At 61.4% G+C, this 13,776-nt stretch carries 7 protein-coding genes; 5 read left to right on the top strand and 2 right to left on the bottom strand.

The genetic code is table 11. The features are described 5' to 3' along the window. Positions 1-112 precede the first annotated feature (112 nt). Positions 113-4,687 carry a hypothetical protein gene (locus AC3WMV_RS12130; RefSeq protein ID WP_103368512.1) on the top strand — a complete coding sequence of 1,525 codons (4,575 nt, stop codon included), beginning with the start codon at positions 113-115 and terminating at the stop codon, positions 4,685-4,687. A gap of 40 nt (positions 4,688-4,727) precedes the next feature. Beyond that, complete coding sequence (locus AC3WMV_RS12125; RefSeq protein WP_103368511.1) at positions 4,728-9,281, top strand: hypothetical protein; 4,554 nt, start codon at positions 4,728-4,730, stop codon at positions 9,279-9,281. A gap of 33 nt (positions 9,282-9,314) precedes the next feature. Here AC3WMV_RS12125 and pdxR read toward each other — a convergent pair whose 3' ends face one another. Then, on the bottom strand, positions 9,315-10,871 hold the full coding sequence (gene pdxR, locus AC3WMV_RS12120; protein ID WP_097089437.1) for a MocR-like pyridoxine biosynthesis transcription factor PdxR: 1,557 nt from the start codon (positions 10,869-10,871) through the stop codon (positions 9,315-9,317). A gap of 92 nt (positions 10,872-10,963) precedes the next feature. Between pdxR and AC3WMV_RS12115 the strand changes: the two genes are divergently transcribed. The 3 genes from AC3WMV_RS12115 to AC3WMV_RS12105 are packed head-to-tail and all read left to right on the top strand — an operon-like array spanning position 10,964 to position 12,728. Then, the gene (locus AC3WMV_RS12115) at positions 10,964-11,587 is read left to right on the top strand and encodes an FMN-binding negative transcriptional regulator (RefSeq protein WP_103368510.1); all 624 of its coding nucleotides are present in this window, start codon (positions 10,964-10,966) and stop codon (positions 11,585-11,587) included. Between the two features lie 10 nt (positions 11,588-11,597). Continuing rightward, positions 11,598-12,044, top strand: a complete 447-nt coding sequence (locus AC3WMV_RS12110; protein ID WP_095137754.1) for a GNAT family N-acetyltransferase — start codon at positions 11,598-11,600, stop codon at positions 12,042-12,044. 12 nt (positions 12,045-12,056) lie between these two features. After that, positions 12,057-12,728 carry a GNAT family N-acetyltransferase gene (locus AC3WMV_RS12105; protein WP_103368509.1) on the top strand — a complete coding sequence of 224 codons (672 nt, stop codon included), beginning with the start codon at positions 12,057-12,059 and terminating at the stop codon, positions 12,726-12,728. Between the two features lie 98 nt (positions 12,729-12,826). Here AC3WMV_RS12105 and AC3WMV_RS12100 read toward each other — a convergent pair whose 3' ends face one another. Beyond that, complete coding sequence (locus tag AC3WMV_RS12100; RefSeq protein ID WP_103368508.1) at positions 12,827-13,726, bottom strand: homocysteine S-methyltransferase family protein; 900 nt, start codon at positions 13,724-13,726, stop codon at positions 12,827-12,829. Between the last annotated feature and the right edge of the window lie 50 nt (positions 13,727-13,776).

The following is a 13,776-nucleotide window of genomic DNA, read 5'->3' as shown; positions in this document are numbered from 1 at the left end:
TTTTGCCTGCGATATCTATCTACCACCTTCGGTGCTCGGCCCGTCACTACCTTGCAACGCATCGCCCGCCGCCACTTTCGCGGTGCCTGCTGTTCTGACCAAGGATGTGACCATGCCAGAAACCCTCAACTCTCCCGCCGACCACAAGCTGCCGGATGATCAAGACGCCCTGCTCACCCAACTGATCGCCGGCCCCTCAATCAGGGAAGTCGCCACCCGCGCCCTGCAACCGGCACTGAAGACGCTATACCCCAAGTTACAGATCGACCCGCGACTGGCAATGGTGGTGACACCTGGCTGGACCTTGCGTGACCAGCGTGTCGTCCCCGGGCCGCGACACTTCGAATCGCTGACCGATGCGCTGGTGCGTCATGGCGTCGCCAACAAGCCAGTGACCTACCTGGATGGCGAGCACTACCTCACCTTGCATCCTGCGCACGAGACACCGGTACAACTGCCCGTCAACATCGAGGCTATCGCCAGGCTGCTCAATGAACTGGCGCCGCTGCTGTTTGTTGCCTTCGAGGAACAACAGGTCGATTACTGGAACCAGTTCACCCGCGCCTCCGCCCCGCGCTGGCAGGGATTGTCCAGGTCCCTGCGCGAACTGTGGAACGTCGGGACGAACCCGGCGTGGGACGACGACCAGCGCGCCATGGCCCGGAGTCTTTTCGACCATCCGCAAAAAACTGCCCGCAGTACCGATGATCGCTATCAGTCCCGCGCCTGCCTGATCGATCTGGACACCACGCGCGATGGCACTTCCACTCACCTGCACGTCCTCGATATGGCCGTACTGATCGGCACGCTCGGCAGCCGCACGCTGATTCTCACCCACACCATCACTCGTGGTTTCCAGGCCTTCGATACCCTGCAGGAACTGGGTGCCTCACTGCAGACCCAGACGGACGGACCGCCGCCTGCAACCCTGCAATGGCGGCTGATCGAACCTGACGGTGACTACTTCGATCATCTGGCGTGCAATCTGATCGCCCTGCAGGCCGACGCGATTGGCGAGCTGGCAAACGAACCGGCGACAACCAACCTGACGCCCCACGTCAGCCGCGCCACCAACGAACTCGATCCCACGGACAAGCAGTCGTCTTCACGCTTCAACCTGGTCGAGCAAGCGTTGCCAGAGTGGATGGTCGACGCCTCGCCCAGCGACCTGACTGCCTACAGCCGTCATCTGATGGATCTGGCGCAGGTGCAAAGTCAGAACGCCGAGCAGTCCTTTGACGACGGCATCAAACCGATTCGCGAGTTCGCGCTGGAGCAACTGCAGGCGGCCCTGCTCAAGGAGCATCCCGAAGCCACTGAACTGAATCTGGCCGAGATTCGCATCGTGGTCGACAGCGTGGTGGTGTGGGGCAGTTTCACACCGTTGCTGGAGCCCGAACGCAGCACCTTCAGCCTGGTCGATCTGGCGTTGCAGAACCTGATTGCCTTGCCGCTGGGCAACAAGACCGTGAGCAGTATCGGCAGCACTGCGGTGCCGGCATGGATGACGGCTGATTATCTGGAGAGGTTGATCGTCAGTGTCGATATCGGCCAGACCTATCCTGCGCTGATCAGGCAAAAACTGCGCGATGACCCGCTGGAAAGCCTGCGAAGGCAGAACCTGTTCACCAGCCGGCTGCGTGTCGAATTGCCGTTACTGGCGTTGCAGCAGAAGATTCGCGCGCAGGGCGGGGTCGACGAGGCAGGCTATCGCTATGTCGCGGCCGTGGTTCAATTGCTGGATGACAATCGCCGGGTGGACGGTCAGGAGATCGTCATTCGGCCGCTGGCCTTCAATCCCGCGTGGCGCCCGGGGACAACCACCGATGAAGTGGCCAACATGTTCGTGATCGGCCCCCGACAGATGGACAAGGGCCCCTGCCTGCTCTACCGGCCGCTGTCCGATCATGCCTTGCTCCAGTACCCGTCGCCGGCCAACCTGGTGTACGCCATCAAGCATTCACCGACATTGCGTCAGGCGGTCCTCGCCTGGTTGCCGGACAGTGCGCGCGCCAACTATGCCAATTACGTATTCAGCGATGATCGACCCTCGGTATGGTCGCTCTCACAACTGCTCGCCGATCCACTGACTTCCTTGCAGATGAGCGGCACGCTGACCTTGGGAACAGCAGTCATCGCTACCAATTACCTGGCTTTTCTGTTCAAGGCCAACGTCAGTGCAATGGTCGAACTGGCGAATCGGCAATCGGTGTCCAATAGCGAAAGTCGCTGGGAGAGCTTCAAGCATGCGGGCTGGATGATCCTCAGCGCCGCACTGCCGTTTTTCGGTCGAACCGTCGGTACGGCCGCCTGGATCTGGCAAGTGCTGGACGATCTGCAACAAACCTTCGATGCCGCTGCCACAGGCGACACCGGGCAGCAGAAAACCGCGATGACCGATCTGTTGCTGACCCTGGCCATGGTGCTCGCCCATCACGCCAGCACCCGTAACGCGACGCCTCGGGACATCACTGAAAAGAAGCCGGTGACCGTCGAAACCGAGCCCAGGGAGCCGGCACCACCAACGCCGGTAAGCATCGTGCAACGCCCTGATGTGATCGGTGAGTATCCGGCGCAACACCAGACTTCGCTGATGACCGACACCGCCCTGAGCCTGACCCAAACCCTGGATCGGTTTGCCGTTACGCGCCCCGAAGCGCTCACCCCGACCGGCAGCGACGCCGGCCTTTATCGTCACCTCTATCGGCATGCCAACGGGTACTACGCACCCGTGGGTGAGCGCTGGTTCGAAGTGGCGGTCGCCGACACCGGTGAGGTCTCGATCATCAATTCGCAGCGACAGCCCGGACATCAGGGCCCCGGGTTGATCCGCAATCGACGGGGCGAGTGGTTCGTCGACACTCGCCTGCGTCTGCGCGGCGGTGGTCTGTCGAGTCGGCGCAAGGCCAAAAGACGGGAAAACAATGAACGCATCGCCGAACTCAAGAAACAACTGACCGAGTTCGATAACACGCGCGAGCAGGCCCGCGCAGAGCTGACAGCCGCCCACACCGCCATGACCACGGCCAGCGATGACACTCTGGTGGCGCAGCAGACCACGTTTCTTGCAGCACTTGAACGCCGCACCGAGGAATACGCGGCGCCCATCGACCAGCTGAAATCGCTGAACCTGCTTGAGACCGTACCCCATTTCCGCACCGCCATGACCGAGATGCTCGGTACCCAGTTGTTCTTCAACCAGACATGGCTCACTCAACGTGACCCCCTCTTCGCCAGAACCCTCAAGGAAACCCTGGTGCTGCTCGAGGCCGAGGAAACGGCTGCAGGCACCGGTGACCCCGTCACCTACCGCAGAATGTACGATTTGACCGAGGACATGATCAGCAAGATCGAGTTTGCCCAGTCACGTTTTCAGGAGTTGAGCCGACTGGGCAAACGTGCCGCTGAAGTCGCCAATACCTATCGCGCAAAGCTGCCTGTGTTCAGTCTCAATGATCTCAAGGCACTTCAGGTGTCGCTGGCTCGCGACATCTGCCTGAAAGATCAGGCTTCGCCAGCGCTGACTCAGGCGCAAGGCGATCTGGTACGCCTGCTCGACACAACCAACCTGGTTATTCAGACCTCCCAGGAACTGCTGCTCGACCAGACCAGCCTGGGGGCCAACGAGCGGATCGAAGGCCTCAACGGCATGCTCGAACAGTTCGTCGCCATCGATCAGTCGTTCGAGGATTTCGCCCTCAACCACAAGGATGTGTTGCTCGACGAGCCCTTCAGCCACACGCGTAAACGAATCAACGAGTTTCAGCACCAGACCGAAGAGCACCTGGCGCAATTGCTCCTCGAACACCGGCCGGTGGAGCCTCGGCCCGGTCCTTCAAGGCCAGCGCCAGCCTCACGTAAAAGGATTATCAAAACCCGCTTCAAGGGCACAGTGGTCGGCGAGTTGCGTTCCTCGGCGCCCGGGCAACCAGTCCTGCTGGACGTGAAAGCGCCCATGACCGGGAACGTCATCGCCACTTTTCACGAGAAAACGCCCGGTGTCTGGGTCGAACGCATTCAGCCCGGACGGCGCCGCCCGCCTGCTCCGGTAGCGGATCTCGCCACCCAGATCAGCCAGGGCCAGGCGCTGCTCGATGGCGTAGAAAGCTTCATCCGGCAAACCGAAGCCCATGCCAAAAAACCTGGTCGGATTCCGGTCGAGATCGAAGAGCAGTTCCAGCGCAAGGCCGAACAGCTCGACGAAAGCGCGAAAAGCCTTGAACAGGCCCGGCTGCGGGCGAACAGCACCGAGGAGCCGCCAGCCCTGATCGCCCAATTGAACCAGGCGGGTGAACGCCTGTACGCCGAGGGCTACCGGATACGGGTCGAGATGACCAAGCAACAACCGCCAACTGCCGCCCGGGTCGAATGGTTATTGCACAAGGATGAGATCGACATTGTGTCTGGCGGTGCCCGGCGTCGCCTCAAAGGCCCGCGCAGGGATTATCTGCAGGAGTACGAAATTCGCGAGCGGCGCACCGGCAAGACGTTGTGGTACGCGCACTTCCATTACAACAGCCCCGATGCACCGGCCGACGCCTTCACCGCCGCCCATTTGAAACTGCAGGAGCAACGGCGGATGGCCGGCGCCTTCGACCTGGACTCAGCCACCAGCAACCCGCAAATCATCGCTATCTATCGCAGCGCGATCAGCCCGCAGCTGGCGCGTTCGCTGTTTTTCTCATAAGCCCCAAACGTCAAAAAGGACAATGACAATGACAATGACAATGACTGAGCATTCAGCGAACACCGAAACCCATGCATTGCTGCAAAAGAGCCAGATCGTCCATCAGACCAGTCGCGGACCCACAGTCGATGAAGTCGCCAGCGCAGTGCTGCGTCAGGCGCTCGAAGCGCTGTATCCACAACGCAAGATCGATCCCGAGCAGGCCATGATCGGCACGCCACAATGGCAATGGCTGAACGCGGAACGAGTGGCCCTGCCGACCCGATTTGAATCACTGACAGAGGCACTCGTCCGGCAATTTTTCAACGGCTCCAGCGCCAACTATCTCGAGGGTGAACACTTTCTGACCTTGAACCACCAGGCCACGCCAGTGGTGCATATGGATGTCGATATCGAGGCCATTGCCGATCTGCTCAACGATTATGCGCCCCTGTTGTTTGTTGCCTTCGCCGAGCGACAGCTGGATTACTGGAACAGCACCCGACGCCAGTTGCCGCGCTGGCAAGAACTCTCCGATGCCCTGCGCGAAGCCCTGAACGTCCATAACGCCGAGGGCTGGGACGATGAACAGTGCCTGGTCGCCCGGGCGATTTCGCGGCGCCCGGACAAACAGGAGCGCCAGCGTCACGACATAACACTGTCGGACATCCGGGTGTGCCTGATCGACATCGACTCGGTCGATGCTCAAGGCGCTGCCCGGCACCTGATTCTGGGCGGCGCCGTGGTGATTTTCGGACGCTATGGCCTGCGCGATCTGGTCATGATGTACACCGTGGAAGATGGTTACGAGACATTCGACTCTCTGCAGCAACTGGGTGAATCACTGCCGCAGCGTATCGAACTGTTGCCGGCCGGACAGAATCTGCAGTGGCAGTTGTTCGAACCCGAGGGCAATTTTTTCGACCACATGGCGTGGGTCCTGATTGCCAACCAGCTCGATGCCATCCGGGCAATCACCCGACAAAGTCTCGACGAGGAAAGCGAGGACGGCTCCTCCCTTCTGCCCCTGATCGAGCAAGCCAGCGAACCGCAGAAAAACACCCTCATCGACCTCGATGATTCGATACCCGACTGGTTGCTCGACGCTTCGGCTTCCGAGCTCGATCAATACAGCCAATCGATCAATGCGCTGGGCCAGTTGTACCGGCAGGCAGACAAGGCGCTGTTGCCAATCCCGCCGATCGATACCTATGCACGCAATTGCATGCGTGAGGCGATCATTGCCGATCAGCCATCGGCGGCCGGGCTGCCTTTGGACAAATTGCAAATCCGCATCACCAACAGCTTCGAATCGGGAGGCGTGACACTGCCCGATCCGCATGACACCCATGTCGAAACCCTGGGCGAGTACGCCTTGCAAAACCGCACGCCGTATCTGGCGACTCTGCAATTCGACCCGCCACAAGCGCTGCCGCAGTGGCTGACTGTCGCCTACCTGACGAAGATGGCAAACAAGATCGACATGGGTGAGGTATACCCCGGCTTGATCAGGGACAGACTGATCAACGATCCGCAGCAGGCCCCCCTGCAGCAGCGCTTTTACATCCGCCAGTTGCACGCACTGCTGCCGCTGATTGCACTGGAATCCAAGCTGCGTCGCCTCGGCGGCGTGGATGAGCAGGGGTATCGCTGTGTCCAGGAGTGGCTCAAACCGATACCCGGTCATCCACACACTGTGGTCATTCGTCCGCTGACGTTTATCCATGCCGGGGAGACTGTTGGCGATGTTGTCACCAACATGTTCATCATTGCTCCGCGTCTGCCTGGAGCCGGGCCATGCCTGCTGTATCGTCCGTTGCTTGAGCAGCCATTGCTGCAATTCCCTTCAACGCAAAACCTGCTGTACGCCGTCCATCAGCCAGGCGAACTGAGAGATTCGGTGCTGGCGTGGCTGGCGGATTCCCAAACCAGCTTCAAATATGCCCAATACACCTTCCCCATCGGTCTGCCCAGTCCGTGGCTGGGCGCGCAATTGCTCGCCGAGCCCTGGACCAGCGTCAAGTGGGCCGGGCCGGTCGGGCTTGCCTCCACGGCGCTGACTGGCGACGTGTTCCCGGTGCTGTTCAAGACCCATGCACTGGCGATGGCCGAACTCGCCGACCGACAGTCGTTGTCCAATGCGCAACGCCGCTGGGCCTTGCTGCGAGACAGCGGGTGGGCGTTGTTCAACGTTGCCGCGAACTTTCTCTGCGGCCCGGCAGGCGCGGCGATCTGGGTCTGGCAAAGCATCAGCGAAATCGATCAGGTCGTGGATGCCCACAACCGTGGCGATACCCACGCCCAGTGGAGCGCGGTTGCCGATATGTTGCTGAACCTGGGCATGATCCTGGCCCATCATGCGGCCACCCAACGCACAACCGGCCCCCGCACAGCGTTGCGCAGCGAAGGCGCAAGCGATATCGAAAGCGAAGGACTGCCCCGGATCCAGACCGCCCCTGCACAAGCGCCTGTCCCGCCCACGGTTACACACGTCACCACGCTGCTGAAGGACCAACTCCCGGCCAGCCATTACTCCTCGCTTGAAGCCTACGGCTCGGTGCCCCGGCGTTCGCCCGGTGCCTTGGCAACGTTTCTGAATACTCTGGCCGTGCCGGCTCCCGACCTCACGGCAGCCGCCGTGGAAACCCTGCTGCGCGGCAAGGCGACCCTGTATCGCCTCGCTACCAGCACCTATGCGCAGGCGGGCGATCGCTGGTTCCGCGTGATTGAAAACGATGACCAGCAGGTGCAAATCGTTGATCCGCAGACACCGTCAAAAACCGGTCCGCTGCTGATTCACAACCAGCAAGGCCAATGGTTCGTGGATACCCGACTGCGTCTGCGCGGTGGCGCCGGGGGCACCAGCCTGCAAAGTCAGCTCAAGGCCCAGCGCAAGGAAAAGGAAACCCAGAGGAACCAGCTCGGTACGGCTCTGGAAGCATTCAGAAATCAGGAAGCCGTCGGCAACGCTGCTCTGGAACAAGCCCAGTCAGCCATGCTTGGCGCCTCCGGACAAGCCCACGAAGAGGCGACCCGGCGTTACCTTGAACACGTCGAAAAGCTGATCGGGGATTACGACGAGGCCTTGAAAATACTCGGCCAATGGCGCCTCAAAGGGGGGAGCGATGGCTATTTCGTCGAATTGCAGCGCATGACCACTTTGCTGCAAAAAAACCTCAGCCTCTGGTTCGTTCTCAAACGCAACGCTTACGCAGTATTGACCCGTAAATTGGCTCAACACACGGTCATCGATACACCGCAAGCGCTGCAAAGTTACAACGAGGAACTGCACCAGGCTCTGGCGTTGAGCCAGGACATGATCGCCCGCCTGCAGCTGTCCCGTACCTCCTTGGAAACCCTCGACACCATCGGCAGTGCAGGCATGACCACCGCACAACGCTTGCGCCAACTGCTCCCGGCGTTTAACCAGTGGGACCTGAAGTCCAATGCCATCGGCATGTCTCACGAGTTGTGCATGCAGGAAACAGCCACCGAAGCGGCGCGGGAAGCCACCGGTTGGCTGATAATCGAAGCCGCCACCGCCACACACCGCCATGCCGCCCTGATCAGGAAACCCGACAACGGCGACAGCACTGCGCTGCGCATTGATCGTCTGAGCCGACTGATTGATGTCTATGTCGATGCCGATCAGCGTCTGGGGGACTTGCCAGGCGAATATCCGGGCATGGTGGTTGCGGCAGAACTGACGCGGCTAAGAAGCTTGCTCGGCGAATTCAGACAACTGGCGCAGGAGCAACTGAGCGAACTGCTGCCGGAAACCGGAGCCCGCAGCACGCCGGCCACACCGGGCCCCTCTGTCGCAGGACCGTCCCGACCGGTTGGCAAGGTCACCAAAAGCCGGCCTCGTGACCCTGCGCCCGCCAGGCCCGCAGCCGCCAGCGAATCACCTCTGGAAGAAATGCTTCCCGTCAGACCCACCGCCTCCCCGACGACGCAGGTGGGCGACATCGAGTTCATTGCCGATGCCCTGAACCAGAATGAGCGAGTGCAGGCGTTCATTGACCGGACCCGGCGTGACGCTCTGAGGCCCAACCGCATACCGGCAGACATGCAGGATCTGTTCGATCAGCAGGCTCGGCGACTGGAACAGATTGCTGCCAGCGTCGAACAGGCGCAGGCACGCATTGTCGCCTCTGGAGGCACGCGGTTGCCGGTGGGCAACTTGAGTGCGGAACTCAACAGCGCCGCGATCCGGTTACGTGCTCAAGGCATCGCCGTGCGCGCCAGTCTGCTCAAGGACCGCCAACCTCGACAAGCCTATTTGCAATGGTTGCTGGACAATCATCAGGTACGGATCGTCAGGAACGTCCAGGGCCGGATCAAGACCAAAAAGCGCCAGGATTATTTTCAGGAGTATCAGATACTCGACAGCACCCAGCATGATCAGCCGTTATGGCTCGCGCATTTTCACTACGACTCGCCCGAAGCCGCGCCGGAACAATTCACCGCGGCGCACCTGAAAATCGCCGATGCGCATTTGAAGACCCTCAGCGCAGAACGTCGACAGGCTCTGACAAGTCTGACGCCAATCGATTACGTGCTGCGCCGGATTGGCGATCCGAGCCTGTTCCTGCAACTCGAAGCACAACCGTGATACCGCCGTCGGGCGCGTCGATCCGCGCCCGCTTCAGAGGGTGTGCCACACGGTTCGCAAACGCTCGAGCGCCGCTTCGATTGCGCGCTCAGGCACCGCGGCAAAGCCCAGCACCAGTCCGGCGCGCTGGTCGACCGGGGTCGTGGAATCAGGCAGCCAATAGCTGCTCAGACCATTGATCTCGACGTCAACGCTACGCGCCAGTTCGATCAGTTGGCTTTCACGCGCCACACTGGCGACCGGCACGGTCAGGTGCAGCCCGGCGGCAACGCCGGGCAACTGGCCGACGCCCGGAATTTTCTGCGGCCAGCCACCGAGCAGGACATTGCGTCGGCTCAGCGCCGCGCGGCGCATGCGTCGGATGTGCCGCTGGAAATGCCCGGCGGCCATGAACTCGGCCATCACCGCCTGGGTACTGACTTCGGAGTGACGCACATCCACCGCACGCCTTTGCGCAAATGCCTCCACCAACCCCGGCGGCAACACCAGATACCCCAGGCGCAACGCCGGGAACGCGACCTTGCCGAACGTGCCGACATACAGCACTCGCCCCTGTCGATCGAGAGCGGCCAAAGGCGCCAGCGGCGCGCCGCTGTAACGATACTCGCCATCGTAATCATCCTCGACGATCCAGCCCTGCGTGCGCTCGGCCCAGGCCAGCAATTCGAGGCGGCGGGCCAGACTCATTACCACCCCTGTGGGGTACTGGTGGGATGGCGTGACATAGATAAGGCGGCAATCGGTCAGTCCTGCCAGTTGCTGACAGTCGATTCCCTCGCTGTCCACCGCCACCCCGTGCAACCGGGCACCGGCCACGGCGAAGGCATGACCGGCCGCTCGATACCCGGGATTTTCAATCGCTACGCCGTCGCCCGGCGCTACCAGCAACTGTGCACAAAGGCTTATGCCCTGCTGTGCGCCACTGGTGATCACAATTTGCTCAGCCGTGCACTGCATGCCCCGTGAGCTGCGCAAATAGGCCGCGATCATCCCGCGCAACCGCGCATCGCCCGCCGGATCGCCATAACACAACTGCTGCAAATCCGGCTTGCGCCAGAAAGCCGCGTTCAGCTTGGCCCAGACGTCAAACGGGAACAGATCGAAGGCTGGAACGCCGACCCGAAAAGCACGCGGCGGACCACTGGGTGGCAGGGCCAGATGATTGTTTTCAACCCGCCGCAATGCATCGCTGTGGATAACTTTACTGGATGGAACCACAGGTAAATCCAGCCAATTTGTGGATAAGGCTGTGGGTAAGCTTGTTGAAAACCCTGTGGATACTTTTGTGGATAGTTTTTTTGTGGGCAATGCGCTTTGCGGCAATTGCGCCACATACGTGCCGTCCCCGACGCGGCCCTCGATGAAGCCTTCGGCGTACAACTGATCGTAGGCGCGCACCACGCTGTTGCGGGAAATCGCCAATGCCGCCGCCAGATCACGGCTGGCCGGCAGCCGCGTGCCACTGGCCAGACGCCCGTCCAGCACGCGCAGACGTAGCGCCTGATAGAGCTGGCGGCTCAAACCCTGACGGCGGTCGAGCTCGATACCGGCCGGATTAAACGGCATGGACAGCGTGGGCGATTCGGGCATGACAATGGACCTATGAAATTGGTCATCAATGGCTCTTACAACAGACCAATAGCCTGCCTAGGATGCAGGCATTCGCCAAGGAAAACCTCTCCATGTACACGCCCCGCGCCTTTGCCATCGACGAACTGTCGCAACTGCACGAACTGATCCTCGCCACTCGCCTCGCGATTCTGGTGAGCCACGGTGAAAACGGCCTGCAAGCCAGCCACGTGCCAGTGCTGCTGCACCGCGAACAGGGTCCGAACGGCACGCTGTACGGGCACCTGGCCAAAGCCAATCCGCAATGGAAAGACCTGCGCGACGGCGCTGAAGCGATGCTGATATTTGCCGGCCCCGACGCCTACGTCAGTCCGGGGTTTTACCCGAGCAAGGCCGAGCACGGCAAAGTCGTGCCGACCTGGAATTACGTCGCCGTGCACGCCTATGGCCACGCCGAAACCTTCAGCGACGGCGGGCGCCTGCTCGACATCGTCAGCACCCTGACCGATCGCCATGAAGCCGGTCGCGTGCAACCGTGGAAGGTCGACGACGCGCCGGCCGACTATATCGACGGCATGCTCAAGGCCATCGTCGGTTTCGCCATTCCCATTGACCGCCTTGAAGGCAAGCGCAAGCTCAGCCAGAACCGCAGCGCCGAAGACATTGCCGGCGTGCGCGAAGGCCTGGCTGCCAGCCCCGACATTGCGGACCGAACCCTCGCCCACTTGATGCGTTAAGGAAATCAGCATGAGTCAGATCCAGATCCGCCCGGTGACTGCCGGTGATCACGCCGCCTGGCTGCCGTTGTGGCAGGCCTACCTGCGCTTCTACAACAGCGAGTTGCCGGACGCCGTCACGCACAGCACCTGGCAGCGTTTCCTCGACCCGAGCGAGCCGACCCACGCCGCTCTCGCCTGGGCCGACGGTAAAGCAGTGGGCATGGTGCATTTCATCTATCACCGCTCCAATTGGAGCATCGAAAACTCCTGCTACCTGCAGGATCTGCTGGTGGCGCCGGAGACCCGTGGCACCGGCGTCGGTCGCTTGCTGATCGAACACGTCTACGCCACCGCCAGGGCCGACGGTTGCTGCAAAGTGCATTGGTTGACCCACGAAACCAATGCCACCGCGATCCAGCTCTACGAGCGCATCGCCGAGCGCCCGGGATTCATCCAGTTTCGCAAAGCCATTTAAGGAGCCGCGTACATGACCACTTCACTTGCCGACTGGAAAGGCGTCCCCGCCCCCACCGCGACCTTGCTCGAAGGCCGCTTCATCCGCCTGGAGCGACTCGACCCGGCGCGCCACGCCGATGATCTGTTCAACGCCCTCGAAGGCCCCGGCGCCGACCCGAAGCTGTGGGATTACTTGCCGTATGGGCCGTTCCCCGAGCGCAGCGTTTTCAATGACTGGTTGAACAACCACGCGGCCAGCAGCGATCCGTATTTCTTCAGCGTGATCGACCGCGTCACGGGCGAGGTGCAAGGCATTCTGAGCCTGATGTCGATCGTCCCGGCGCAGGGGCGCATCGAGATCGGCCACGTCACCTTCGGTGCGCCGATGCAACGTTCACCAAAGAGTACCGAAGCGGTTTACCTGTTGGCCAAATACGCCTTCGAACAGGGCTATCGTCGCCTGGAGTGGAAGTGCAACAACGGCAACGCACGCTCCAAATACGCCGCCGAACGCCTGGGCTTCAGCTTCGAAGGCGTGTTCCGCCAGCACATGGTGGTCAAGGGCCAGAACCGCGATACCGCGTGGTATTCGATTGTGGATTCGGAGTGGCCGGCGATTGCGGCAGGGTTCGAGCAGTGGTTGAGCGATGCCAACCAGACGCCGACCGGGCAGGTGAAAGGTTTGGTCGAGTGCCGTAGTTAAATCGTCAAAGCGAAAGATCGCAGCCTGCGGCAGCTCCTACAGGGTGAACGTCAATCCCATGTAGGAGCTGCCGAAGGCTGCGATCTTTTGATGTTTATTTACACCAGTTTCTGCGCCAGCACCGCAATGTGTTCCGGCCCGATCCCGCAGCAACCGCCCAGGTGACTGGCACCACGCTGCTGCCAATCCCTCGCCCAGTGCAGATAGCCCGGAGGATCCAGATCGTCGCGCAGCGGATCGAGGCCGTCGTTGGCCGTCGCCTCTTTCGGTTGCGGTGGAAACGCATTGGCATACGCGCCGATGTGAATCTGCACACCCAAACGCTCAAAGGTATCGCGCGCCGCATCAATCGCCGCGCCGATCACTTCCGGCTGGCTGCAGTTGAACAGCAGCGTCTCCACGCCCAACTCCGCCGCCACCGCCGCTGCTTCGGCCACCGGTTCGCCGGAACGCAGACGCGGCACCTCGTCCGTGTCTTCGTCCTTCAGGGTAAATGACAGCCAGAACGGCTTGCCGTCCTGCGGCAGACCGGCGCGGATGGAACGCGCCTCGATGATCGAGCTTTGGGTTTCCGCGAGCCACAGGTCGACATGTGGCGCCAGGCCGGTCACCAGTGGCGTCAGCAATTCGTTCACCCGCGCCGCTTCGAACAGATCCGGGCGATAGGAGCCGAACAGCGGCGGCAACGAACCGGCCACTCGCACCGCTTTGCCCGATGCCCGCACCGCACGCTGTGCCAGTTCTCCGGCCAACGCCGCCAGTGCCTGACCTTCAGCGGCAAACCGCGCCTCGCCAATATGAAACGGCACCACCGCATAACTGTTGCTGGTGATCACATTGGCGCCGCTGGCGATGTAGGCGGCGTGCACCGCTTCGACCGCCTGCGGCGCTTCGATCAGGGCCAGCGCCGACCACTCGGGCTGCCGAAACGGCGCCCCGGCGCGTTGCAACTCACGGCCCATGCCGCCATCGAGAATTACCGTGCTTGCTGTGCCCATATGCTTTTCGCTCATATGCTTATGAAAATTACTCACTACCAGAGTAGTTC

The organism is Pseudomonas sp. FW305-3-2-15-E-TSA4 (assembly GCF_058787295.1).
The sequence above is the reverse complement of the archived record's forward strand: the minus strand, read 5'-3'. Positions and strand labels throughout refer to the sequence as shown.